The following is a 26233-nucleotide window of genomic DNA, read 5'->3' as shown; positions in this document are numbered from 1 at the left end:
TATTAGTATTATTACAGGCTGTTGGCATGGTTTTTAATGTAATTTGAAAGTAAAAATTTCAATGAAATTCGTTCGATATATGAAAAGGCACTATAAAGTTTTCGTACTGGCATTTTTGTTTACTGCCGCGTCATTTGCTTGCACAACCAGCAATCGATTTAATGATCCTGATAAAGATAAAGTTCTATTGGACTTAATCACATTTGTACTTGAAAAAGGGCATTACGATCCTAAAGATATCGATGACGAATTTTCAAAGACGGTATACAAGGATTTTATTACAGAGTTAGATCCTCTTAAACAATACTTCACAGCAAAAGACATCAAAGAATTTGGAGTGTATGAGACTAGTATCGACGATCAGATTAAAGAAAAAGAGATAACCTTTTTTAATGTGGTCTTTGATCGTTTCATGAAACGTCAAGCCGAAGGCCAGACCATCTATAAAGAGATTCTGGCAACCCCTTTTGATTTTTCTAAAGAAGAAAATATCGATACAGACTATGAGAATATCCCATATGCTGAAAATGATAAAGACTTAAAAGAGCGTTGGCGAAAAATTCTAAAGTATATGACACTGGGGACGTATTTTGATAAAATACGTGAACAGGAAGATGCTGAAGATACTGAAGAAAAACTAACGCAGAGCGAACTTGAAAAGGCCTCCAGAGAAATAACCCTGGAGTCAATGGATAATTCATACGAAAACCGAAAAGACTTAGAACGCAAAGACTATTTCACCTTTTACATCAATGCGATTGTAGAAACCTTTGATCCACATACCTATTACTTTGCACCTCAAAATAAGGATAGATTTGACACGATGATGTCTGGAAGACTTGAAGGTATTGGAGCACGTCTTCAAAAAAATGCCGGGAATATTAAAGTGATTGAAATTATATCAGGAGGACCTGCCTGGAGAAATGAGCAATTAGAAGTTGGGGATTTTATTACTAAGGTGAAGCAAGAAGATGAAGAAGAGCCGGTAAGTGTGATGGGAATGCGTTTAGACGATGCGGTAAGTTTAATTAAAGGCCCTAAGGGAACGCAGGTCACGCTTACAGTTAAAAAAGTAGATGGAACGTTAGAAGACATCTCCATAACGCGTGACGTGGTAGAGCTAGAAGAGACGTATGCTAAAACCGCCATGGTTGAGGAGGATGGACAAAAATTTGGAGTAATCAATCTGCCAAAGTTCTATTTTAATATGGAAGATTATAAAGAGCGTAACGCTGCCAGTGATATGAAGCAAGAAATTGAGCGTCTCAAAGAAGAAGGCATGGAGGGTTTAGTGATTGATTTAAGAAATAATGGTGGTGGATCTTTATCTACCGTAGTGGATATCGCAGGATTGTTTATCGAAGATGGTCCTGTTGTTCAAGTAAAATCCAAGTCAGAAGAGCGCGAAGTATTGAAAGACCGAGATAAAAGTATAGTTTGGAATGGTCCTTTAGTGATTCTAGTAAATGAACTTTCTGCCTCTGCCAGTGAGATATTAGCGGGAGCCATGCAAGATTATAAACGTGCCATCATAATTGGAGGAAAGCAAACCTATGGTAAAGCAACCGTTCAAAATGTTGTTGATCTAAATCGATGGATGCGCAATAGTGACTTAGGTGATATGGGCGCATTGAAGGTTACTACGCAAAAATATTATAGAGTAAGCGGGGAGTCAAACCAGCTTAAAGGAGTAGAAAGCGATGTGGTCGTTCCAACGCGTTACAGTTTTATGGAGGTAGGTGAAAAGGATTTGAGTAATCCATTACCTTGGGATGAAATTGAACGTGCAGATTTTACGCCTTGGCAAGGATATATTGATTATAAAGAAACGATAAAAAAGAGTAAAGATCGCATGCAGCAAAATGAGTATTTGGCCTTAATTGAAGAAAATGCAAAATGGATTAATTCACAACGCGATGTCAATGAATTCCCGTTAAGTTTTAATACGTATCGAAGCTTCATAGAACAGACAGAAGAAGAATCAAAACGATTTGATAGTATTTCAGAATACAATAGTAATCTTACCTTTGAGTCTTTAGCGTATGAGAAAGATTTATTTAAAAGTGATGAAGCGCTTAAAGAAAAGCGAGAACGCTGGCATAAAAATTTAGCGAAGGACGTATATATTGAAGAAGCTTTAAATGTATTGAAAGATTTAAAAGCAACCACAAAAAATACTAAATTGGCCCAGATCAAAGACTAACATATAAGATGAAATTATCCAAATCATCTTCATTAAAATCATTAGCGCTTCAAAAATTCAAACAGAACTTTTGGGGCGTTTTGAGTTTTTGGTATATCGTTGTTTGTATTTTGTTAGCTCTCTTTGCTTATATACTCGTACCAGATGATTCTCCAAATGCAAACCAAATGCACTTGGCGATTAATTCTAAAAAACCTGGGTTTAAAGTGACTATGCTCAATATTCCCACGGGGAATGAACCAGAATTCTCTTTGTTAAATTTATTCACAGGGACACAAAATAGATTCACCGAAGAGCCTATTACCTCGTATAAATTCTCGGGTGATGAATTAATAGCTATGCTTTACGCTGAAGATGGTCAGGGTTTAGAGAAGAACTATCCCCTTGCTCAATTCGGGAAAAAACTTTCTACTCAGGAAATTGAGTCAAACTTTATTGAAGAACGCACCTTTATTCTCGGGACAGACAAATACGGCAGAGATCTACTTAGCCGTATGCTTATTGGTATGCGCATCTCTCTCTCCATAGGATTTGTAGCCGTATTAATTTCACTGCTGATCGGGATAACCTTAGGAGCTTTGGCGGGATACTTTGGAGGAAAACTGGATGCCGCAATCATGTGGCTCATCAATGTGACGTGGTCTATTCCAACACTTTTATTGGTAATAGCGATAACACTGGCGCTTGGTAAAGGATTTTGGCAAGTTTTTATTGCAGTAGGGTTGACAATGTGGGTTGAAGTAGCGCGTGTGGTACGAGGGCAGGTACTTGGAGTTAAGGAACTGCAGTATGTTACGGCCGCAAGAGCTTTAGGTTACGGTAATTACCGCATCATTTCCAAACACATACTTCCTAATATTATGGCACCTGTCATTGTGATCTCTGCAGCTAATTTTGCGGCAGCAATCCTGATCGAAAGTGGGTTAAGTTTTTTAGGAATTGGAGCACAACCACCAATGCCCAGCTGGGGAGCAATGATCAAGGATCATTACAGTTATATCATTTTAGGAAAAGCCTATCTTGCTATTATTCCGGGGTTGGCTATTATGTCACTTGTCATGGCTTTTATGTTAATTGGTAACGCGCTCAGGGATGCGTTAGATGTCAAAAGTTAGTATGCGTAAGTTTCTATATCCTTTACTTCTTGTTCTGGTTACAATCGGTTTATTGTATGTCGAAAAGTACGTAGATCATAAACAAAATGAACCCAATCTGATCGAAGGCGAAAAACCTAAATTTGACACAAAAACAGAGTTATTACCTACATCAACAACAGGAAGTATTATTCATCATAATTACTACTCATTATCCTATGCCGAAGATCACGAACAAGCCGAATGGGTGGCATACGAACTCAACAAAGAGCAACTAGTCAATAACGATTTTAAACGACCTTACTTTGAAATTGACCTTGCAGTTCCAACAGGAGCAGCTCACTGGCGTAACTATAAGAAATCAGGATATGATCGCGGGCATTTATGCCCGGCAGCTGATCGGGAGTTTTCAAGAGAAGCCTATGAAGAAACATTCTTAACCTCTAATATATCACCTCAGCTCAATGCTTTTAATGCCGGGATTTGGAATAGATTAGAACAAAAAGTGAGGTACTGGGCAAAAAGTTACGATGGTGTTTATGTAATTACCGGCGGCGTTCTAGAGAACGACTTAGAACAAATAGGAACTGAGGGGGTCAGCGTGCCCCGTGAATTTTATAAGATTCTTTATGACGTGAGAAATGGAGAACATACCGCGATTGCGTTTTTGTTTCCGCATCAGGCGTCAAATGAAGGTCTGTATACTTTTGTAACGTCCATTGATCATATTGAACGACGAACAGGCATCGATTTCTTTTCAACTTTACCAGATACGATAGAAAACGAGTTGGAAAAATCATCTGATCTTAAGAAATGGTCATTAAAGTAAATTTTAATACTTTTAAAGCAACCTAACACCTCCAACATGTCAAGCATATTTTCTAAGATAATTTCGGGAGAGCTTCCTGCGCATAAAGTAGCAGAGAACGACCACTTTTTAGCCTTTTTAGATATTAATCCAAATGCAAAAGGTCATACGCTATGTATTCCAAAAAAAGAAGTTAATCGACTTTTTGATCTTGATGACGAGACTTATGAGGAGTTAATGAAATTTTCAAAGCGTGTAGCACTTGCACTAAAAAAAACGGTTTCATGTAAGCGAATTGGGATGTCAGTCATTGGATTGGAAGTACCCCACGTTCACGTGCATTTAATTCCTCTAAATGAAATGAAAGAAATGACCTTTCAACACAAAGTATCTATGAGTGCGGATGAGTTAGCTTCGCTTGCTAAAGAGATATCGGCTAACTTTTCTTGAGTCTTATCTCGAATGTTGTTCCTTTATTCAACTCGCTTTTTACGATTCGAAGTCTGCCATCGTGATATTCTTCTATGATTCTTTTTGCGAGGGATAATCCTAATCCCCATCCCCTTTTTTTAGTAGTGTAACCCGGTTTGAACACACGAGTAAAATTAGATTTAGTGATTCCCTTACCACTGTCTGAAATCTGAATACTTACCCATTTATCATATTCTTCTACGGCAATGTGGAGTGAACCTTTTCCGCGCATGGCGTCGATTCCATTTTTAACGATATTCTCAAGTGTCCAACCAAATAAAGGCTCATTTAACTCAACGTAAATACTATTCCGCGGCAGCGAAGAAGAAAATTCTATCAGCTTGGAACTTCTGGCTTTTAGATAGTCATACGAATCCTGTGTTGCTCTCACCACATCAGCTTCAATAAGGGTAGGTTTAGAACCTATTTTAGAAAAGCGATCCGTAATGGTTTTAAGCCTGTCAATATCTTTTTCAATTTCTATGATGTACTCAGGTTTTACATGTTCTTGTTTTAGAATTTCGGTCCATCCTACTAAAGAAGAAAGCGGAGTGCCGATTTGATGTGCTGTTTCTTTAGCCATCCCTGCCCATAATTTGTTTTGCTCGCTGGATTTAGACGTAGCATAAAAGAAATAAATAACACCTACGAATAACAGAATAATCACAATTAAAGAAATAGGAAAATACTTGAGCTTTGTAATAATAGGAGAATTACCATAATATAAATATTGCGCCTTCTCTACACCAAGGTCATCCATAATAATAGGCTGATTTTGGCTTTTAATCTTTTCAAGCAACTCCTGTAGTTTTTCAGGATCATCTTCAATGCGTGCTGGGATATTTGTGCTACTCTCTATTTGCCCGTCTTTAGTTGTAATAATAACAGGTATCGTCGTATTATTAGTAAGAATACTTAATTCCAGATTGATATTTGTATTACTTTGATTAGAGGTTACATCAATATCCTCTAAAGACGTCATAGCTTCTGCCCAAATTTCCATTTTTGTACGTTCATCCTCTTTTAACCGATCAAAGAATAGTGTTGTATTCCAGAGTATAAGAGAAATGACGACAATTGAAGAAATTAAAATAAACCAGCGTGAAAAACTTAGATGGGTAAGAAATCTCATGAAGTAGTATTATTGGCTAAATATAACCGTTTTAGGATTAAATTATTGTTTTCATTGCCTTTGGGAAAACGTACCTTTGTCAAAATTTAATTTCATGCTCACGTTTGACCCTAAAAAGGTTAGCACACCAAAGTTGCACGGGTTGCTTTTAGGAGCCATTGGACCCAGGCCAATTGCTTTTGCAAGTACTATTGATGATAAAGGAAATCCCAATCTCTCACCGTATAGTTTTTTTAATGTATTTAGTGCTAATCCGCCTATATTGATCTTCTCTCCTGCCAGACGCGTACGAGATAATAGTATTAAACATACACTAGAAAATGTAGAACAAGTAAAAGAAGTAGTGATCAATGTAGTCAATTACAACATTGTTCAACAAATGTCACTTTCCAGCACAGAGTATGCTAAAGGAGTAAATGAATTTGAAAAGGCAGGTTTGACTATGGTCAAATCTGATCTTGTAAAACCTTATCGCGTGGGCGAATCACCGGTTCAATTTGAATGTGAGGTCAAAGAGATCATCAAATTAGGAAATGAAGGCGGAGCAGGAAATTTGATCATGGCCCAGGTAGTTAAAATACATGTGAATGAAAATGTCGTGGACAGAGAGGGCAAAATTGATCAGCATAAAATTGATCAGGTAGCTAGAATGGGGGGTAATTGGTATACCCGCGCAACTGCAGGAATGTTTGAAGTTCCTAAACCTTTATCCAGTATAGGCATAGCGATAGATTCATTACCAAAAGAGATTCGAGAGAGTACTATTTTAACCGGAAATGATTTAGGAAAATTAGGGAATATAGCATCCCTGCCGACGAATGAAGAGGTTACCGCTTTCGCGGAAAAGAACAAGAATTTTTCTACTTTTACCCTTGAACAGAAACATCAAAAGGCAAAAGAACTCCTTAGTCAGGATCGAAATACCGAAGCGTTGCTATTACTCTTATACAATACGTAATCTACTTATGATGAAAAAATTACTTTTACCAGTTGCATTAATTACCGCTTTTTTAGTGCGGGCACAATATGACGTAACAGTTACCACTGAAAGTTATACAGACATAACTGGAGGCACCTCACTAAATAATGGTGATGTTTGGGATGATCCGGGATTTACTATTCCTATTGGATTTGATTTCTCTTATCAAGGGTTTACATTATCTGAAATTGCGATTAATGAATTTGGATTAGGAGGATGGCTCTCAACAGATCAACAGGGAACAGGGACTAAGCCCTTATTGATCGCTTATGGGGCTGATATCATAGATAGAGGCTATGACGATACGTTAGATGACGGGGGTGATAATTCACTTTCTACTATTTCTTATGTCACTGAGGGAGCCGCCGGAAATAGAATTTTAAAAATTGAATGGAATAATGCAGGCTTTTTCTCAGAATTAGTTGATGATAATATTTCTACAGACTTTGTAAACCTTCAAGTTTGGTTTTACGAAGTTAACGGAGCATTTCAAATTCGATTTGGGCCAAACTCAGTAACAAACCCTACTCAATCGTATGATGGACTTGGCGGACCAAATATCGAGTTAATACCATTGTATAACTTGGACGCCGAAATACCTATTGGTACAGGAATAGCGCTTACTGGAGATCCTGTAAATCCAACAGTGGTAACTTCAAATGATATCGAGTTAAATTTTATATCAGGAACGGTTCCTAATGGCACCGTATACACTTTTACACCAGATAATTTAAACGTTGATGAACAATTACCTATCGCAACTGCGTTATCCCTTTATCCAAATCCTGCTAAAGAATATTTCAACATAAGAACACCTAACCAAGGGCAGATTAAGGAAATTGACATTTTGTCGTTATCGGGTCAGCGAATTGAAACTTTAAACACCTTGAATAAAGAAAAAATTGACGTTTCAGGACTTGCGCAGGGAGCATATTTTATTATCTTAAAAACTGAAAATAACCAAATCATCACCAAAAAATTGATTAAACAATAAGTAGTATTATGGAAGTAGAAGGAAAAATAAAACTAATTGGAGAAACCCAAACCTTTGGAAGTAATGGATTTAGAAAGCGTGAAGTAGTTATCACGACAGAAGAGCAATATCCTCAATTTATTTCCATAGAGTTTGTGCAAGATAAAACAGAGCTGTTAAATAATTTTCAGCCGGGTCAAAAAGTAAAAATTGGGATTAACCTGCGCGGTCGTGAATGGGTAAATCCTCAGGGAGAAACAAAATATTTTAATTCTATTCAGGGATGGAGAATTGAAAATCTACAAGCTGCGAATGCAGGCGGAATGCCACCTGCTGCACCGGCAGATCAGTTTGAACCGGCTACAGATTTAGATGAAGATGAGCACGACGATCTCCCATTTTAATAAGGTAGGTAGAAAATAGTAAGTAAATCAGGATACAAAATAGTGTCCAAAAAAGTCGAAAGCCCGAAGAATATCTTCGGGCTTTCATATTGCAGTTTTAGGTTAACCTTTCAAAAAAAACTCAAAAAAGCAATGATGAACAAAATTTATTTTCAAAAGGTTAATATCAAATATCGTTAAAATTTTATTAATAGGCAATAATTAGACAATATTTAATTTTACCCTTCAAAACAGGCTCCTTTTTGCACATTCTTAGTGATCATATTCAATTTCCAAACCCTGGCGAAGCCACACCAGAAGGGCTTTTAGCCGTTGGCGGTGATCTGTCAACAGAGCGACTTCTTTTAGCGTATCAAAACGGTATTTTTCCCTGGTACAGTGATGGTCAACCTATTTTATGGTGGAGTCCAAATCCTAGAATGGTGCTTTTTCCGCAAGAGTTGAAGGTCTCAAAAAGCATGAGCCGGTTCATAAGACGTACTACATTTGAGGTAACATATAATCAGGATTTTAGAGGAGTTATTTCAAATTGTGCCACGGTAAGACGAATAGGACAATATGATACTTGGATTACAGATGACATGAGAGAGGCTTATATTGCTCTTCACGAAGCAGGCTATGCCCATTCAGTCGAGGTTTGGAAAGAAGGCGATATTGTTGGCGGTTTGTATGGTATATATCTTAAAAACAAAGGCGTTTTCTGCGGCGAGAGCATGTTTTCTACGGTGAGCAATGCTTCAAAATATGCGTTTATTTCGCTTACGCGGAAGCTGGTTCAAGAAGATAATCTAACATTAATTGATTGCCAGTTATACACCGATCATTTAGCGTCACTGGGAGCGAAGGAAATTCCCCGAAACGATTTCTTAACTTATCTTACCTAATTCATATTTAACGGAGTGGCTTGTGCCTAAAACAACTTACTTCGTGATCATTCACCATGCCAACTGCTTGCATAAAAGCATACATCACAGTTGATCCTACAAACTTAAAGCCCTTCTTTTTTAAAGATCTACTCAATTGATCACTAAGTACGGTAGTAGCAGGAGCGTCTTTATACTTCTCCCAATGATTTACAATTGGTGTATGATCTACAAAAGACCACAAGTAATGACTAAAACTGCCAAACTCACGTTGAACTTCCATAAATAGCTTGGCATTTGTGATCGCCGAATGTATTTTAAGTTTATTTCTAATGATGCCCGTATCTTTAAGCAACTCATCAATTTTAGCCTGATCATAGTTAGCAATACGCTTATAGTCAAATTGATCAAAGGCAATTCTAAAATTTTCACGTTTCTTAAGTATGGTAATCCAACTTAATCCTGCTTGAAAGGGTTCTAAGATTAAGAATTCAAACAAAATATCATCGTCATACACGGGCACACCCCATTCATTGTCATGATAACGCTCATATAACTCGTCTCCTTCGCACCAGCCACATCGATTTAAAGTTTCTTTTGTCATCTGTATAGACTTTTTGTAAAGTTAAAACTATAAATTCGACCTAACTCTTTCAGGATTAAAAAATGAAACATCAGAACGAAATTATTAAAGATTCACTAAGCAATGCGATGTCTTACATAGAATACAGAGCATTGATAAAGCATCTCATTACAAAAGAAAAATCTACGGGGAACGAACAGTCGGAAGCCTTACTTCATTACAGTACATTAAATGATAGAAGGATGAATCGCTGGGATAAAACCTTAAAGCTTTCAGCGGAAGCTGAAGAATTCTTCACGTCGATTCAGGAACCACTTACCTGGCTGGTTATTTCTGAAGGTTGGTGTGGCGATGCTGCGCATGTGCTTCCGGTACTCCACACCATAGCCGAAAGTTCACCTGCTATCGATTTGAAAATCGTGTTGAGAGATAAACATCCAGAACTTATGGATCACTTTCTCACCAACGGCAGTCGTTCTATTGCTAAACTTATAATTCTTGATGATCAAGAGCAAGTTCTAGATACCTACGGTCCGCGTCCTTCGACGGCAACACAAATGGTTTCTGCTCAAAAAAGAGAATTTGGTGAGCTTACCCCTGATTTCAAAGAGGTACTTCAATTATGGTATAATAAGGATAAAGGGCAAACCATAGTAAACGATCTACTAAAATTGCATCAAGATCTAAACGTGTAAGAAATACTGCCTTGCTGAGAATTTCTTTTGCCCGTGCTAAAGGTTGCGCGCAGCGCATACTCAATGGCCTGATCAATTAAACATTGATTTCTGGTAGAAGATGCACTTCGATTATAATCTGCTTCTACCACATCACCGTATTGATTTACTTCAATATTAATGACCACTTTACCTGATGCATCGCAGGTGTAGATAGGATTAGGGATTTTCACTTTTTTTCTACCCACCAGTGAAAAAGTAATCGAAGTACCACGGGAATTGCTTCGTTTGGTATTGAGTTTTTTTTCAGTATCATTACCTCTCGATGCCTTTTTTTCTTCTTTCTTTTCTTCCGGGATGGCTTCGCGGCCATCGTTTTTCTTTTCAGCCGCTTGATCCAGTGCGTTTTTATTAAGAATTTCTTCTAGCCTATTTTCAAATTCCTCTTCGGTTTCAGCTAGATCTTCATTAAACGCTTGGTGTGTTTTGAGCTGTTTTTGATACGGTTTTTCCTTTTGAAGTTCTTCGGGTTCTTCCTCTGGTGGTGGCGGGAGCGGAATATTGAGCACCGTAATTTTTTCCAGTGGCTTTCTGTTTTTTCGTGCCAAATGGAGATTTGCCATAGTGAGCAGTAAAATCCCAAAGACCAAAAATGTAATGATAAGGGCTTTATGTCGGTCTAAAAACATCATGAAAGATCTTTCTTTGGCGGTAAGGTTTGTATAAAGGCTTCTATATCAAACGCATTTTCTACCTCAAAAGTACCGATTTTTGTTCGTCTTAGGCTAGAAAGATGTGCTCCGCTTTGTAAGGCCTTACCAAAATCATGCGCCAGACTTCTTATATAGGTTCCTTTGCTGCAAGCTACCTCGAATTCAACCTCTGGCATAGCAACTTTAGTGATCTTGAAATAAGAAATGTTAACACGCCTGCTGGGAATTTCTACTTCTTCTTGATTACGGGCGTATTCATATAAACGTTTCCCATCCTTTTTTAAAGCAGAAAACACCGGCGGATATTGATCAATATCTCCTGTAAAATCCTCCGTAGCTTTTTCAATCTGGGTATCGGTAATTTGATCAATAGGATAGGTTTTATCCACGGCGGTCTCCAAATCATAAGAGGGTGTAGTGGCGCCTAAGGAAAATGTACCTGTGTATCGTTTTTCTTGTCCCATAAATTCTTCTATACGCTTTGTGAATTTACCCGTACAAATAATCAGCAAACCCGTCGCCAATGGATCTAAGGTGCCGGCGTGACCCACTTTGATCTTTTTGATATTGCAATGAGAGCGTATAAGCCAACGCACTTTATTCACTAATTGAAAAGAGGTCCACTCCAAAGGCTTATCAAATAAAAGAACTTGTCCCTCTTTAAAATCTTCCGCCGTAAACTTGTGTTGAGATAAATCGCTCATAGGATACGTCATGAATTAAAATAAGCCATGCCTATCGCAAGTACTCCTACAACAAAACAATAGACAGCAAAATAGCCGAGTTTACTTTTCCGCACCAGCGAAATCATCCATGTACATGCGATTAAACCTGCCAAAAACGCCGCGATAAAGCCAATAATTAAATTTGAGGTGGCGATGGACGAATCCATAACCTCACCACTGCCAATATCCTTTGCTATTTTCCCTAAAATCAGCGGGACTACCATCAAAAAGGAGAAACGGGCTGCCTTACTCTTATCATTTCCCAATAAGACAGACGTTGATATGGTGGCACCACTACGTGAAACTCCCGGTAAAATAGCGATTGCTTGTGCTACTCCTATCACAAATGCATTAGGGAAACTTACATTTTTATTGGTTGCTTTGGCTTTGCCCGCTAACCATAGTAATAGCGAGGTGAGGATCAGCATAAAACCAACTAATACAATATTGCCAGCAAAAAGTGCTTCCATTTCAGCTTCAAACATCACACCTACTGTGGCAGCCGGGATCATGGATAAGATAATTTTAGCTGAAAATTTAGTCTGCTCATTCCATTGAAAAGAAAATAAGCCTTTTACAATGTCGTAGATGTCTTTGCGATACACCACAATAGTGCTCAATGCCGTGGCCGCATGCAGGATTACAGTAAAAAGAAGAGATTCTTTAGGCAAACTTTGATCACCCACGATAGCCTTTCCTAATTCAAGATGACCGCTGGAGGATACCGGAAGAAATTCTGTTAAACCCTGAATGATCCCAAGGAGCAGAGCATCCCAGGTGCTCATTATTTATCTGGATTTAGTAATATAGCGTACACCTCAATCCCAAAGCCTATCAAAACCAGAGTAGGAGCCAAGCGAATACGTCTAAAACTGTAAATTTCTGGATTGAAGACATTTGGATCGTCGCTCCCACCACCTGCCATAAAAATAAACCCTAAGGCAATCACGCCAATCCCAATCAGCATAAAGAGATAGTTTTTTCTACCAAAAATAAATTCGGGTATGTGCTGCGTTTCTTTCGGCGGTTTCGCTTTTACGGGTGTTTCAGTGAGGTTATTTTTACGGTATTTTCTACTTTTTTTAGACATGTCTAGTAGTATAATTCGTCAGTTTTTAAATTTAAGAAGCGCTGGGTAGCAAAAAAGGTGCTGATCCAGGTGATAAAAATTCCAAGCAAAAGTATTGCTGCAAATAGTGCTGCAAGTAAAAGCTGGTCACTAAGCAATTCAAGTTCCGGAAAATTTTCGTTGAGGTAATACAATACCGCAGCTACACCACCAATAGATAATAAAGCTCCAATGATCCCCAAGCGAACGCTTTTCCAGATAAAAGGTCTGCGAATAAAACGCTTGGTGGCTCCTACCATTTGCATGGTTTTAATGATAAAACGTTTAGAATACACCGAAAGTCGTATCGAACTATTAATGAGCAGTACGGCAATAAATAAGAAAATCCCGCTAATGACCAGAACCCAAAAACTCACCTTTTTTACATTTTCATTCAGCATTGAGATTAAGGGCTTGTCGTAAGAGACTTCGTCAATAAATTCGCGCTTTTGAAGATCTCTTGAAATTTCGGCAACCTTAACAGGGGAGACATAATCGGCATTAAAATAGACATCAATCGAATTTTGAAGGGGATTATACCCTAAAAACTCCATAAAGTCCTCGCCTATTTCTTCACTGTGTTCTTTCGCGGCAGTTTCTTTAGAAACATAGGAAGTACTTTTAGTGTACTCTGCCATCGCCAGACTTTTTTGAAGTTGAGTTACTTCGACTTCTTTCGCGGAATCCTTTAAAAATATCGTAAGAGCGATTTGTTCTTTAAAATGATCGGCAACCTTTTTTGTATTTAGTACTAATAAGCCTAAGAGCCCCAATAAAAAAAGCACCAACGCTATACTTATAATAACCGAAAAATACGAAGAAATCAACCGGCGTTTTTGATATCGTTCAAATGATGAACTCATATAAATGTCTCAGATTTGGCGTAAAAATACTAAAGTTAATGATACAACGCACAATAGGAAACAAAGTTGCCTTAACTTTTATAGTTTCCTGCAATAGCCTTACTTTTGCGCTTATTTTAGGCATAAAGTACATCCCATGAAATATCAGCATCAAGAGGTAGAAAAGCGTTGGCAAAAATTTTGGCAAGAGCGCGGTACGTTTCACGCCAGTCAGGAGTCAAAAAAGCCCAAATATTATGTGCTTGATATGTTTCCCTATCCTTCTGGTGCAGGCTTACACGTGGGTCACCCGTTGGGATATATTGCCAGTGATATTTATGCCCGCTATAAACGCCATGAAGGATTTAATGTACTCCACCCACAAGGATACGATTCGTTTGGATTGCCGGCAGAGCAATATGCCATCCAGACCGGGCAACATCCAGCCGTAACCACCAAAACCAACATTAAGCGTTATCGTGAACAATTAGATAACATTGGATTTTCCTTTGATTGGGGCAGAGAGGTACGCACCAGTGACCCATTGTATTACAAATGGACGCAATGGATTTTTACTGAATTATTCAACAGCTGGTATAACAAAAAATCAGATAAAGCCGAACACATTGACACGCTAATCGCGCAGTTTTCTGCGGAAGGTAATCTGCACATAGAAGCGGTTTGCGATGAGGATGGAGCCTCTTTCTCGGCCGAAGATTGGAATAATTTTACCCACAAACAACAACAGGAAATTCTTCTTCAATATCGACTAACATATTTAGCGGAAACTGAAGTAAACTGGTGCCCGGCTTTAGGTACCGTATTGGCGAATGATGAGATTGTAAACGGAGTTTCAGAACGTGGTGGTCATCCTGTTGTTCGTAAAAAAATGACCCAATGGAGCATGCGCATCACCGCTTATGCGCAACGACTGTTGGACGGATTGAACGATATTGATTGGCCGCAGCCCTTAAAAGACACCCAAGAAAACTGGATCGGAAAAAGTAAGGGAGCTACAGTCGAGTTTAGAGTCCTACCCCCAACCCCTTCCAAAGAAAGGGGAGCCTCAGGAGCAGGATATTTAACAGGGGGAAATAATTCCTCAATGCTGCTTGAAAAGGCTAAGGAGATGAGAAAAAGTCCTACTCCCGCCGAAAGTATTTTGTGGGATCAACTCAAAAGTAAGCAGTTAGGTGTTAAATTTAGAAGGCAACATCTTATCGATGATTTCATTCCTGATTTTGTATGTCTTTCAAAAAAGTTGATTATAGAAGTTGATGGCCCAATACATGATCAGCAAATAGAGGAAGACGCTTCAAGAACTGAAATTTTGAGTGGCTTAGGATATAAGGTTATTCGCTTCAAGAATGAAGAGGTTATTGGCAACATTGATGGAGTAGTTTCAAAAATATCACAAGAGCTTAAACAGTTACCAGATTCAGAAGTCCTTCCCTTAGGGGAGGATTTAGGAGGGGATTCAATTGCCGTTTTCACCACTCGTCCTGATACGATTTTTGGCGTCACCTTTATGACGCTTGCCCCAGAACATGAGTTGGTAGCTAAAATTACCACGCTGGAGCAAAAGGAGGCAGTAGAGGCCTATGTTCAAGCTACCGCAAAACGCAGTGAGCGTGAGCGTATGGCAGATGTAAAGTCGATTACCGGAGTTTTTACCGGGGCTTATGCAGAGCATCCATTTACCAAAGAACCGGTTCCCATTTGGATAGGTGATTATGTTTTGGCAGGCTATGGCACAGGTGCGGTGATGGCGGTACCTTGCGGAGATCAACGTGACTATGATTTTGCTAAGCACTTTGATATTCCCATTAAAAACATCTTTAAAGGTGTAGACATTAGCGAAGAAGCGCATGCCGAAAAGCACAACACCTACATCGCAAACAGCGATTTTTTAAATGACCTGGATGTCAAGGAAGCGACTCAAAAAGCTATTGATGCCTTAGAAGAAATTGGTCAGGGGTATGGTAAAATCAATTATCGATTACGTGATACCGTGTTTAGCCGTCAACGCTACTGGGGAGAACCCTTCCCGGTGTATTATGTAGATGGGATGCCACAAATGATTGAACAGCAACATTTGCCTATCACCTTACCCGAAGTAGAAAAATACCTCCCCACAGAAGAAGGTGAACCACCCCTAGGTCGTGCCGATGTGTGGGCGTGGGACACTACGAACAATAAAGTTGTCGCGAATGACAAGATTGATCATAAGACAATTTTTCCTTTAGAATTAAATACGATGCCGGGATGGGCGGGGAGTAGCTGGTATTTTTTTCGATACATGGATGCGCATAATGATGCCGAATTCGCTTCTGCGGAAGCTTTGAAGTACTGGGAAAATGTAGATCTATACATTGGGGGTAGCGAACACGGGACTGGACATTTGCTGTACAGTCGTTTTTGGACCAAATTCTTAAAAGACCGCGGCTTTGCACCGGTCGAAGAACCCTTTAAAAAGCTAATTAATCAGGGGATGATTTTGGGGGAAAGTGCTTATACATATTCTATTGGAGGATTTTCGATAGATTTTGATCATGATATCAGTAAAAATATTAGTGAAGAAGAAAGACAGTTTGTTAGTTCTCTTAAAAAAAAATACGGGGGCATAATAAAAAATGTCTATGTATCTAAAGAGTTAATGGTTTTTTTAAGAAAACCTGTTATCCAACATCCCAAGACAGAGGAAGAGTTATCGTTTAACGAACGGCGAAAAGAACTTTTGAACACGCTGATTTTAGATATTCATAATGAATACTCTCAAAAAGGCTTCAAAAACAAGATAGTCGTACTTGCTCCTGATCAATTGAGAAAAATTTATAAAATTCCTGTTCCAATCGACTATGTTGATAGCAAAAACCGATTGGATGGAAAATCATTTGAGAGATGGATTAAGAATGATATAAGATTAATTGCTGAGACAAAAGAATTTTTTGTTCACCGCGAAGTCGAAAAAATGTCCAAGTCCAAATACAATGTAGTTAATCCCGATGATATCTGCGCAGCGTACGGCGCAGATACATTACGATTATACGAGATGTTTTTAGGTCCGCTGGAGCAGGCCAAGCCTTGGAATACTGCCGGGATTTCTGGCGTATACGGCTTTATCAAAAAACTCTGGAAACTATACCACACGGGTCCGGATGGATCATTTTACGTGACTGATTCCCCTCCTTCGGAGGGGTTAGGGGAGGAATTGAAGACCCTGCACAAAACCATCAAAAAGGTCAAAGAAGACATTGATAATTTCAGCTTTAATACCTCTGTGTCTACGTTTATGATTTGTGTGAATGAATTAACGGCACAAAAATGTAACAACAGAGAAATTTTAGAACCATTGGCGATTTTAATTTCTCCTTATGCGCCTCACATTGCCGAAGAACTTTGGGCGAGATTACGAGGAGTCGATTTAGCTGACTTACCTGCAGATTATCAAGGAATTTCCACCCAGCCATTCCCGGTATTTGAAGAGAAGCATTTAATTGAAAGCACCAAAACCTACCCCATTTCATTTAACGGGAAGATGAAATTCACCATGGATTTATCACTAGATTTATCCAAGGATCAAATTGAAGAAATGGTAATGGCAGATGAAAAAACTCAGCAGTTTCTCAATGGGCGCACACCTAAAAAGGTGATTGTTGTACCTGGTAAGATTGTGAATATCGTGGGGTAACGAATTCCCGCGCCCATATGCCGCCGTAGCTACTTGCGCCTACGTTAAAGATTCAGCGGCATATGGACGGCAAAATAGGCTAGCGGAGGCGCAAAGCATGAATCTTACTCAATTGAAGAAAGGTTTTAAAGTCTTCCGGTTGTCAAACCTGCGCAGGCATGACAGTTACAAACAACAGTCGTCTGCATGACGATAATACACCCCTGATTTGCAAGCAAATCTTTTCCTACTTCGACGCAGCTTAGCACAGGTCTTTCTACAGGAAATTTAAAAGGACTTTTGTTTTGTAAGAGGATGCCTTGCTGGATATACTTCAACCACCTACCACCTACCACTTAATCACTACTACCTACCTCACCACCAACACAAAGTAATTCTTTTTCCCCCGTTGCAGTAAGACAAACTTATCGTTGATCAGATCTTCAGCCGTAATGGTAAAATCTTCGGTTACTTTTTCTCGGTTAACAGAGATGCTGTTTTCCTTTAACGCACGTCGGGCTTCACCATTTGATTTTAAAAAACCTGTTTTTTCAGCCAGTGCCGCTATCATGTCCATACCTTCTTCAACTTCAGTACGCGAGACTTCAGCTTGAGGCACCCCTTCAAACACATCTAAAAAGGTGGTTTCATCCAGCTGTTTCAAATCTTCCGCCGTGGATTTGCCAAACAGAATTTGTGAGGCAGCTTCGGCCTTTTCTAATTCCTCTTTGCTATGCACCATGGTCGTAACTTCTTGCGCGATGGTTTTTTGAAGTAAACGTTGGTGCGGAGCTTCTTTATGTTGTTCAATTGAAGACTCTATTTCAGCTTTAGACAAAAACGTAAATATCTTGATAAAATTTTCAGCATCTTCATCACTGGCATTTAACCAATACTGATAGAATTTATAGGGTGAGGTTTTTTCGGCGTCAAGCCAAATATTCCCACCTTCGGTCTTTCCAAATTTAGTTCCGTCTGCTTTTGTAATGAGCGGTGTGGTTGCTGCATAGGCTTTTCCACCTGTCTTTCGGCGCACTAATTCTGTACCCGTAGTGATATTTCCCCACTGATCGCTACCGCCAAGTTGTAGCTTGCAATCAAAGTTCTCATAGAGGTATAAAAAATCATAACCCTGAAAAAGCTGATAGGTAAACTCGGTAAAGCTCATTCCTTCCTGGCTTTCTGATCCCAATCGTTTTTTGACAGAATCCTTCGCCATCATATAATTCACCGTGAGGTGCTTGCCTATATCGCGGGCGAAGTCAATGAGCGTAAAGTCCTTCATCCAGTCATAATTATTGACTAGAATAGCCGCATTATTATCCTTACTATCAAAGTCGAGGAATTTTGAAAGTATGTTTTTGAGTCCGGCAACATTTTTCGCCAGTGTTTCTTCATCCAGTAAATTACGTTCTGCTGATTTACCGCTGGGATCACCAATCATCCCCGTAGCTCCTCCTACCAAAGCAATGGGTCGATGACCTGCACGTTGTAAATGCATCAATAAAATGATTTGAACCAAGCTGCCAATGTGCAGCGAATCACTGGTGGGATCAAACCCTATGTAGCCCGCAGTTTGTTCTTTTTGTAGTTGCTCTGCGGTACCCGGCATAATGTCATGTAACATTCCGCGCCAGGTGATTTCTTCGATAAAATTGTTGGTCATGAGAACCTGTTTTTTGCAGGGGCAAAGATAGGATAAACGTCCTGTTTTCCTAGATGGTTTGTGTATATTTACCGCATGATATTGGTTACTGGCGCTACTGGACTTGTAGGTTCTCACCTGTTATATAAACTACTTTCTCAAGGAAAGCACGTCAAAGCAATTCATCGATCAACCAGCGATCTTACCGTCGTCAAAAAAGTCTTTTCGTATTATATTTCTCCCCAACAAGCGACTGATCTGTTTAATAGAATCATTTGGGTAGAGGCTGATGTACTCAACGTTCCACAGCTAACCTTAGCCTTTGAAGGAGTTGAAACCGTGTATCATTGTGCGGCAATGATCTCCTATAGTCGAAGCGATTTTGAACGCATGCGAAAAGTGAACATTGAAGGAACGGCGAACATGATCAATTTGGCTTTGTCAAATGATGTCGTTGCTTTTTGCCACGTAAGCAGTATTGCTGCATTAGGGAAAACATTAGGCGATCAACCCATTACTGAAGAAACCGAGTGGAACCAAGAGCAGAACAATAGTGACTATGCCATCACCAAGTATGGCGCAGAGATGGAAGTGTGGCGTGGATCTCAAGAGGGATTGAATATAGTGATTGTAAATCCCGGGGTAATCATTGGACCCGGTTTTTGGGAGAGTGGGAGCGGAGTCTTGTTTAAAAAAGTGAATGAGGGGATGAGGTTTTACTTCCCCATGACTACAGGATTTGTTGGAATAAACGATGTGGTTTATGCTATGACATGTTTAATGGACAAAAAATCCTATGGGGAACGCTTTACGATAGTTTCAGAGAATCTCTCGTTTGACCGTGTTTTAAAACAAATTGCCACTGAACTTGGAAAAACTCCGCCTCGTTATAAACTCAAACCGTGGTTGATTGCCATTGGTTGGTTTTTTCAGCGGGTTGGTAGATTATTATTTGGGACTACACAACAACTTACCAGAGCTCACATTAAAAATTTATTTCTTGATGATGTGTACGATAACAATAAGATAAACCGTGAAATTGGCATTGAATATAAACCAATTCAAGAAGTTATCGCAGTAACGGCAGATTATTTTAAAAAGGAATAATTATTCTTGGTTTTCTTTTTTAGCAGGAGCAAGCTTTGACTCTCTTTTTTGAATCCTTAGATTTTTCTTTTCCTCCTCAGTCAAATTGACATTGATTGAATCCTGTATCTTTTTTTCAATCTTTTTAATAGAGTCTTTTCTTTTATCTTCAATTTTTTTGACTGAGTCTAAGATCTTTTTTTTAGCTTCTAGGCGTTTTTTAACCTTTTCAAAGATCGCGGTATATTGCTCTGGTTGCTCGGAATAGTAATTATTGCTTTGAGCAAATTGAAGACTGTCAACATCATAGCGTTCATAAATATAAAGGGTAGGTTGAATACCTGTCTCTTCCAGCTTTTTTTTACTAAAATTTTTAGCTGCATTAAGCAAGCTTAGTTCGGTAAGGATATCAACCATTTTTTCTTGAGCGATAAGATCATCTGGCTTTTCCATCGTATTGATCTCTTTGCAACCTGCAAAAAATAAAAGTGCAAGGACTAAAAAAAGGACGTTATTTTTAAAGGGTACTATCATCAGACTATTATCGATCAAAGCGTAGTTGTTCGGGTTTTCCTCTTTCTAAAACGATACCGTTATCGTAGATTAATGTCCCGTTGATAAAGGTTTTTTCAATGGTAGATGAGAATGTGGTGCCTTCAAAAGGAGACCATCCACATTTAGAAAGAATGTTATCCTTGGTAACCGTATACGGCTTGTTCAAATCTATTAAGACTAAATCTGCTTTGTATCCCTCTTTTAAATATCCCCTTGATTTAATATCAAACAAGATGGCCGGATTGTGTGCCATTTTCTGTACAATTTTTTCAAGAGAAATTTTACCTTGATGATAAAATTCTAACATAGCCTGAAAAGCGTGTTGTACAAGAGGACCGCCACTTGGAGCTTTGGTGTAGCTGTTTTGTTTTTCGGTTAAGGTATGCGGGGCGTGATCTGTTGCTATTACGTCAAGCTTATCGTCTAATAGGGCCTGAAATAAGGTTTCTTGATCAGCTTTAGCTTTTACAGCGGGATTCCATTTGATAAGTGTTCCTTTTTCACCATAATTAGTATCATTGAACCAAAGATGATGGATACAAACTTCGGCCGTAATTTGTTTTTCGCGAAGCGAAAGCGAATTGTCAAACAACTCCATCTCTTTTGCTGTAGAGAGATGAAAAACGTGTAAGCGCGCTCCTGTTTTTTTTGCCAGTTTTATTGCGGAAGATGATGAGAGATAACAAGCTTCTGCGCTTCTAATATCCGGGTGTTTTTCAATAGGAATATCCTGCCCGTATTCTTTAATATGCTGTGCCAGATTTTCACGTATGGTTTCTTCATCCTCACAGTGCGTACAGATGAGTAGTGGCGAATGAGTGAAAATTTGCTCCAGGACCTTTTCATCATCTACTAACATATTGCCGGTTGAAGAGCCTAAAAATAATTTAAGCGCAGCGGTAGTTTTAGGATCAATTTTTTTAATCTCTTCTAAATTATCGTTGGTGCCGCCAAACATAAAAGAGTAGTTAGCGTAAGCAGTTTCTTGAGCAATATCAAACTTTTTTTGAAGCTCCTCATGGGTAGTAGTTTGTGGATTGGTATTAGGCATTTCCATAAATGAAGTAATACCGCCGGCTACAGCGGCACGGGAACCTGTTGCAATGTCTTCTTTATGCGTTAAGCCGGGTTCTCTAAAGTGCACTTGGTCATCGATAGCTCCCGGGAAAAGGTGTAATCCTTCCGCATCTATGATATAGGCTTCGGGATGAGATAAATCAGCTCCTATTTTCGAAATCAGGGTGTCTTCAATGAGAATATCTTGCTGTTGTACTACACCTTCATTAACTAATTGGGCATTTTTAATCAGAATTTTTTTCATGGTGAACTAAAAATACTTTTTAACTTAAGTTTGATAACACCAAAAATAGCTTCAGAAATAATCCCACCACTCATTTTTGATTTTCCGCGAAAGCGATCTGTAAAAATTACAGGCACTTCAATAATAGTGAATTTTTTGAGGTAGGCTTTGAATTTCATTTCGATTTGAAAGGCATAACCAATAAACTGAATCTTATTTAGGTTTATTGCTTCCAGTACACGGCGTTGATAACAAACAAAACCTGCGGTGGTATCGTGAATGTCCATCCCCGTAATAAATCGAACATATTTAGAAGCCAACCAGGATAATAGCACGCGGCTCATGGGCCAGTTTACGACATTTACGCCAGATACGTAGCGTGAACCTATGCTCATATCAGCACCGTTTTTACACGCCTCATACAGATAATCCAGATCATCTGGATTGTGTGAAAAATCTGCATCCATTTCAAAAATATACTGATAATCACGCTCCAGTGCCCATTTGAACCCGTGAATATACGCCGTGCCCAATCCTTTTTTCTTTAATCTCTTTTCCAGGTAAATTCTACCCGGATTATTTTGAGCAATTTCTTGTACTTTGTTTGCGGTTCCATCTGGAGAATTATCATCAACGACTAAAACGTCGTACTGCTCCATTGCCAATAAACGCTGTAATATTGGAGCAATGTTTTCAATTTCATTGTATGTAGGGATTATTACAAGGGCCTGAGACACGCAAAAAATTTTAACAAATGTAGCGAAATTTTTAGGCGGGATCATTAATTTTACCAGACTCTTAAATCACATTTAATTGGATTTTATTGAACGCACATACACATCTAATGATTGGATAAGTTTTGTGCTGCTATTTATTCTCACTGTATTGGTGATCATCAAGTTGCTAAACAGGGAGCAGTTTCTGGTTTTTGTGCAGCTTCCATTTACAGGTAGATTTTCTGGAATTACCCCTAAAAATTCATTAGCCAATGTCTTTAACGGATTATTTTTTTTGGTACATGTGCTGAGTATGGCCTTATTAGTTGGGTTCTTTATACGCTTGACCTACCAAAATCAAGAGCCACAGCTGCTATCCTTTACTAAATACATTCAGATTGCCGTAGCCTACAGTGTTTTTTTACTGGGAAAGTACCTCATAGAAAAAATTGTCGCGTCTATTTTCAACGTGGAACATCTCATTGATCAATATCTATATTATAAAATTTCCTTTAAAAGTTACCTGTCCTTTATTGTGATTCCTGTATGTATTCTCTTCACCTATACGTTTACGGGGTCTTATATATTAATCGTTATTGGATTAGGGATTGTTGGTCTGTTTAATCTTCTTTTTTTAATCAATTATTTCATCAAAAATCAAGAGGTAATTCTAGTCAATTGGTTGTATTTTATTTTGTACCTTTGCGCTCTCGAAATTGGACCCTATGTTATTTTGTATAAGCTAATTGTACACTAACAGCCATTAAAGACGTATGAAGGAAACATTGAAAGTGAAGACTATCCTGATTTCTCAACCAGAACCAAAGATTGAGAATTCTCCCTATCACGAACTTCAAGACAAGCAGAAGGTCAAGATTGATTTCGTACCTTTTATTCATGTAGAAGGAGTGTCTTCAAAAGAAGTAAGGCATCAAAAAATAGATTTAGCGAATTTTACCGCGATCATTTTGACCAGTAGAAATGCAGTGGACCATTTTTTTAGAATTGCAGATGAGATGCGCTTTAAAGTCCCTGATTCTTTAAAATACTTTTGTCAAAGTGAGGCTGTTGCGTATTACCTGCAAAAATATGTGGTATACCGAAAGCGTAAGATTTATGTAGGTAAACGAACCTTTGGAGAATTAGTGCCTACCATCAAAAAATACAAAAGCGAAAAATTTCTTTTACCGGCATCTGACAAGTTAAAGCCAGAAGTCCCAAATTATCTCAATGAATTAGGAGTAAATTGGAAAGAAGCGGTGTTATACAAAACGGTGGTGAGCGATTTGTCCAACCTACGGGATGTATTCTATGATATTCTGGTCTTTTTTAGCCCTAGCGGAATCCAGTCTTTATTTGAAAATTTTCCGGATTTTGAACAAAAGGAGACACGTATTGCTGTTTTTGGTAATACTACCGTAAAGGCAGCAGAGGAGCATGGTTTAAAAGTTAATATTCACGCTCCAACGCCTGATACGCCTTCCATGACCATGGCACTTGAAAAATATATTAAAGAGGCGAATAAGAAGTAGTTCTCTCATAAACCTAAAAAGCCCGATATGTAATTCAACATATCTGGCTTTTTTTATGAAGTAATTTTTCTAGTTTGGAGGACCGCCGGCTAGAATTTCATCATTAGCATATGCTTCAAACTTTTTGAAGTTCTCTCTAAAAGTATCGGCTAATTTATTGGCCGTTTTGTAGTATCCTTCATCATTATTCCAGGTTTTTCTGGAACTGAGTACGTCTGTAGGAACACCGGGACAGGCTCTAGGTTGTGCAAGTCCAAAGACAGAGTGCACGTGATAGTGATCATACGTAATCTCACTAGGCAGCTTTCCTTCTAGAGCGGCGGTGATCATCGCACGCGTATACTTAAGTTTCATACGCTTACCCACACCATAAGGTCCGCCGGTCCATCCTGTATTAATTAACCATACGTTCACTCCTGCTTCTTTCATTTTTGTACTAAGCATTTCAGCATAGCGTGTGGGATGTAAGGGCATAAAAGGAGCCCCAAAACAAGCCGAAAATGAGGGAACAGGTTCATTCACACCGGCTTCGGTTCCGGCGACTTTTGCGGTATAGCCGCTTATAAAATGATATGCAGCCTGACCCGGAGTTAACTTACTGATCGGAGGTAACACTCCAAAGGCATCTGCTGTTAAGAAAAAGATATTTTTGGGATCCTTTCCAATAGAAGGGACTTTAATATTATCAATATGATAAATAGGGTAACTCACCCGAGTATTTTGAGTGATGGAGGTATCGCTAAAATCAACTTCACCTTCTCTTAGAATCACATTTTCCAGAATGGCTCCCGGTTTAATCGCATTAAAAATTTCAGGCTCATTTTCTTTGGAGAGATTAATAGCTTTTGCGTAGCAGCCTCCTTCAAAGTTGAAAACTGTATTCTCGTTGGTCCAACCGTGCTCATCGTCCCCAATTAATTTTCGGTTTGGATCAGCAGATAAAGTGGTTTTACCAGTACCCGATAAACCAAAAAAGATGGCCGTGTCGCCATCTTCACCTACGTTTGCCGAACAGTGCATTGGTAGTGTGTTTTTTTCAGTAGGTAAAATAAAATTTAAGGCTGAAAAAATTCCTTTTTTGATCTCACCCGTATATCCGGTTCCGCCTATAAGCGCGATTTTTTTAGTAAAATTTAGAATAGCAAAATTATGCTGGCGGGTGCCATCAACGACAGGATCTGCCATAAATCCGGGCGCGTTTAAAATGAGCCAATCCTCTTGAAAAGTTTCGCGTTCCTCCTCATCGGAACGTAAAAACATATTATAGGCAAACATATTACTCCATGGATACTCATTGACTACCCTAATATTTAATCTGTAATTTTGATCTGCACAAGCATACGCATCTCTGGCGTAAATTTCTTTATTAGATAAATAGTCTACCACCTTTTTATGTAAGCGGTCAAATTTATCAGGATCAAACGGGATATTAATATCACCCCACCAAATGTCATCTTTGGTACGATCATCTTTCACGATAAATCGATCTTTAGGAGAACGACCTGTAAATTCCCCGGTATTAACTGCTAGGGTGCCATTATTTGTTTCAACTCCTTGATTGAGATCGAGGGTTTTTTGTTGAAGTTCTTTGGGACTTAGTTGATAATGTACTGTGGCGTCTTTGATTCCGTACTGTTTCAACGAAATCGTTTTCGTAGATGAGGTGTTTTCAACCATCATTTTATGAGTTGTTGTGTTATTAGATGGCAAAAGTATAAATAATACCAAAGAATAATGTTCTTCAACGCGAATTATTCCTCCTTATGTTTAAATGAATATACAAAGAGCATCATCCAGGAAATAATAAGTAGCGAACCCCCTACAGGCGTGATCAATGCGATAGTGGTGAAATCAAAAGAAGAGTATTGATTAGTAGCTAATCCATAAATTGATCCCGAAAATAACACTATCCCCAAACAAATCATATACAATAAGATTCGTTTTTGGCGTGGTAGTATTTTTTGAGATAGACTGAGAAAGAGAAGTAAAAATGCGTGATAGATTTGGTATTTAACGCCTGTTTCAAAGCTTGAAAGCTGTTTTGTGGTTAATAGAGGTTCCAATCCGTGAGTGGCAAATGCTCCAATAATAACTGCGGTCAAGCCGAAAAAACTCCCCAGTAACATTAAGGTTCGATTCATTTTTAGATGTATTGCG

Annotated in this window: 26 protein-coding genes; 13 read left to right on the top strand and 13 right to left on the bottom strand. The window is 38.7% G+C overall.

Translation table 11 applies throughout. From position 1 onward, the window contains the following. Window positions 1-79 precede the first annotated feature (79 nt). From ABD000_RS08520 to ABD000_RS08505, 4 genes are read left to right on the top strand one after another with little or no spacing between them, the layout of a single operon-like run. The gene (locus ABD000_RS08520; RefSeq protein ID WP_343765999.1) at window positions 80-2203 is read left to right on the top strand and encodes a carboxy terminal-processing peptidase; all 2124 of its coding nucleotides are present in this window, start codon (window positions 80-82) and stop codon (window positions 2201-2203) included. 8 nt (window positions 2204-2211) lie between these two features. Further along, on the top strand, window positions 2212-3318 hold the full coding sequence (locus tag ABD000_RS08515) for an ABC transporter permease (protein WP_343765996.1): 1107 nt from the start codon (window positions 2212-2214) through the stop codon (window positions 3316-3318). Between the two features lies 1 nt (window position 3319). Next, complete coding sequence (locus tag ABD000_RS08510; RefSeq protein ID WP_343765992.1) at window positions 3320-4126, top strand: DNA/RNA non-specific endonuclease; 807 nt, start codon at window positions 3320-3322, stop codon at window positions 4124-4126. 36 nt (window positions 4127-4162) lie between these two features. After that, window positions 4163-4555: an HIT family protein gene (locus tag ABD000_RS08505; RefSeq protein ID WP_343765989.1), complete on the top strand. Its 393-nt coding sequence runs from the start codon at window positions 4163-4165 to the stop codon at window positions 4553-4555. Here ABD000_RS08505 and ABD000_RS08500 read toward each other — a convergent pair. Then, window positions 4542-5708, bottom strand: a complete 1167-nt coding sequence (locus ABD000_RS08500) for a sensor histidine kinase (RefSeq protein WP_343765986.1) — start codon at window positions 5706-5708, stop codon at window positions 4542-4544. The genes ABD000_RS08505 and ABD000_RS08500 overlap by 14 nt on opposite strands. A 94-nt stretch (window positions 5709-5802) precedes the next feature. Here ABD000_RS08500 and ABD000_RS08495 point away from each other — a divergent pair, with 94 nt between their 5' ends. From ABD000_RS08495 to aat, 4 genes are all read left to right on the top strand, one after another. Beyond that, complete coding sequence (locus ABD000_RS08495) at window positions 5803-6666, top strand: flavin reductase family protein (RefSeq protein ID WP_343765983.1); 864 nt, start codon at window positions 5803-5805, stop codon at window positions 6664-6666. Between the two features lie 10 nt (window positions 6667-6676). Beyond that, window positions 6677-7681: a T9SS type A sorting domain-containing protein gene (locus ABD000_RS08490; RefSeq protein ID WP_343765981.1), complete on the top strand. Its 1005-nt coding sequence runs from the start codon at window positions 6677-6679 to the stop codon at window positions 7679-7681. A gap of 8 nt (window positions 7682-7689) precedes the next feature. Further along, window positions 7690-8064, top strand: a complete 375-nt coding sequence (locus tag ABD000_RS08485; RefSeq protein ID WP_343765978.1) for a DUF3127 domain-containing protein — start codon at window positions 7690-7692, stop codon at window positions 8062-8064. Between the two features lie 242 nt (window positions 8065-8306). Further along, complete coding sequence (gene aat / locus ABD000_RS08480; RefSeq protein ID WP_343765976.1) at window positions 8307-8948, top strand: leucyl/phenylalanyl-tRNA--protein transferase; 642 nt, start codon at window positions 8307-8309, stop codon at window positions 8946-8948. Window positions 8949-8955: 7 nt separating this feature from the next. On the opposite strand, the gene ABD000_RS08475 is transcribed toward aat, so the two are convergent. Beyond that, a complete protein-coding gene (locus ABD000_RS08475; protein ID WP_343765974.1) occupies window positions 8956-9531 on the bottom strand; it encodes a DNA-3-methyladenine glycosylase I in 576 nt (191 codons plus the stop codon). Between the two features lie 62 nt (window positions 9532-9593). Here ABD000_RS08475 and ABD000_RS08470 point away from each other — a divergent pair, with 62 nt between their 5' ends. Then, window positions 9594-10205, top strand: a complete 612-nt coding sequence (locus ABD000_RS08470) for a thioredoxin family protein (protein WP_343765972.1) — start codon at window positions 9594-9596, stop codon at window positions 10203-10205. Here the strand turns inward: ABD000_RS08470 and ABD000_RS08465 are convergent. The 5 genes from ABD000_RS08465 to ABD000_RS08445 are packed head-to-tail and all read right to left on the bottom strand — an operon-like array spanning window position 10187 to window position 13593. After that, complete coding sequence (locus tag ABD000_RS08465; protein ID WP_343765968.1) at window positions 10187-10876, bottom strand: hypothetical protein; 690 nt, start codon at window positions 10874-10876, stop codon at window positions 10187-10189. The genes ABD000_RS08470 and ABD000_RS08465 overlap by 19 nt on opposite strands. Continuing rightward, complete coding sequence (gene truB / locus ABD000_RS08460) at window positions 10873-11601, bottom strand: tRNA pseudouridine(55) synthase TruB (protein WP_343765966.1); 729 nt, start codon at window positions 11599-11601, stop codon at window positions 10873-10875. Before truB ends, ABD000_RS08465 begins: the two co-directional genes overlap by 4 nt. Window positions 11602-11609: 8 nt before the next feature. Next, entirely contained in the window at window positions 11610-12407 is a 798-nt protein-coding gene (locus ABD000_RS08455; RefSeq protein WP_343765963.1) for an undecaprenyl-diphosphate phosphatase, read from the bottom strand. Beyond that, window positions 12407-12712 carry a DUF3098 domain-containing protein gene (locus ABD000_RS08450; protein WP_343765961.1) on the bottom strand — a complete coding sequence of 102 codons (306 nt, stop codon included), beginning with the start codon at window positions 12710-12712 and terminating at the stop codon, window positions 12407-12409. The genes ABD000_RS08455 and ABD000_RS08450 overlap by 1 nt, the downstream gene beginning before the upstream one ends. A 2-nt stretch (window positions 12713-12714) precedes the next feature. Next, window positions 12715-13593 (bottom strand): cell division protein FtsX, encoded by an 879-nt coding sequence (locus tag ABD000_RS08445; RefSeq protein ID WP_343765959.1) that lies wholly within the window; start codon window positions 13591-13593, stop codon window positions 12715-12717. A gap of 136 nt (window positions 13594-13729) precedes the next feature. Here ABD000_RS08445 and ABD000_RS08440 point away from each other — a divergent pair, with 136 nt between their 5' ends. Beyond that, window positions 13730-17263, top strand: coding sequence for a leucine--tRNA ligase (locus tag ABD000_RS08440; RefSeq protein WP_343765957.1), 3534 nt, complete (start codon window positions 13730-13732; stop codon window positions 17261-17263). Window positions 17264-17612: 349 nt separating this feature from the next. Here ABD000_RS08440 and tyrS read toward each other — a convergent pair whose 3' ends face one another. Then, on the bottom strand, window positions 17613-18908 hold the full coding sequence (gene tyrS, locus ABD000_RS08435; RefSeq protein WP_343765954.1) for a tyrosine--tRNA ligase: 1296 nt from the start codon (window positions 18906-18908) through the stop codon (window positions 17613-17615). A 75-nt stretch (window positions 18909-18983) separates the two neighbouring features. Here tyrS and ABD000_RS08430 point away from each other — a divergent pair, with 75 nt between their 5' ends. Continuing rightward, entirely contained in the window at window positions 18984-19994 is a 1011-nt protein-coding gene (locus ABD000_RS08430) for an NAD-dependent epimerase/dehydratase family protein (RefSeq protein ID WP_343765951.1), read from the top strand. Here ABD000_RS08430 and ABD000_RS08425 read toward each other — a convergent pair whose 3' ends face one another. From ABD000_RS08425 to ABD000_RS08415, 3 genes are read right to left on the bottom strand one after another with little or no spacing between them, the layout of a single operon-like run. After that, window positions 19995-20507, bottom strand: a complete 513-nt coding sequence (locus tag ABD000_RS08425; RefSeq protein WP_343765948.1) for a DUF4296 domain-containing protein — start codon at window positions 20505-20507, stop codon at window positions 19995-19997. Between the two features lie 7 nt (window positions 20508-20514). Continuing rightward, entirely contained in the window at window positions 20515-21849 is a 1335-nt protein-coding gene (locus ABD000_RS08420; protein WP_343765945.1) for a dihydroorotase, read from the bottom strand. Beyond that, a complete protein-coding gene (locus ABD000_RS08415; protein WP_343765943.1) occupies window positions 21846-22565 on the bottom strand; it encodes a polyprenol monophosphomannose synthase in 720 nt (239 codons plus the stop codon). The genes ABD000_RS08420 and ABD000_RS08415 overlap by 4 nt, the downstream gene beginning before the upstream one ends. A gap of 76 nt (window positions 22566-22641) precedes the next feature. Here ABD000_RS08415 and ABD000_RS08410 point away from each other — a divergent pair, with 76 nt between their 5' ends. Continuing rightward, window positions 22642-23301, top strand: a complete 660-nt coding sequence (locus tag ABD000_RS08410; protein WP_343765939.1) for a DUF4271 domain-containing protein — start codon at window positions 22642-22644, stop codon at window positions 23299-23301. 28 nt (window positions 23302-23329) lie between these two features. Next, entirely contained in the window at window positions 23330-24076 is a 747-nt protein-coding gene (locus ABD000_RS08405) for a uroporphyrinogen-III synthase (protein ID WP_343767295.1), read from the top strand. A 69-nt stretch (window positions 24077-24145) separates the two neighbouring features. Here ABD000_RS08405 and pckA read toward each other — a convergent pair whose 3' ends face one another. Beyond that, complete coding sequence (gene pckA, locus ABD000_RS08400) at window positions 24146-25753, bottom strand: phosphoenolpyruvate carboxykinase (ATP) (protein WP_343767293.1); 1608 nt, start codon at window positions 25751-25753, stop codon at window positions 24146-24148. Window positions 25754-25827: 74 nt separating this feature from the next. After that, on the bottom strand, window positions 25828-26217 hold the full coding sequence (locus tag ABD000_RS08395; RefSeq protein WP_343765937.1) for a DUF423 domain-containing protein: 390 nt from the start codon (window positions 26215-26217) through the stop codon (window positions 25828-25830). Between the last annotated feature and the right edge of the window lie 16 nt (window positions 26218-26233).

Origin of the sequence: Gangjinia marincola (genome assembly GCF_039523415.1) — a bacterium.
GTDB lineage: Bacteria > Bacteroidota > Bacteroidia > Flavobacteriales > Flavobacteriaceae > Gangjinia > Gangjinia marincola.
This window is presented reverse-complemented; position numbering and strand designations above follow the sequence as displayed.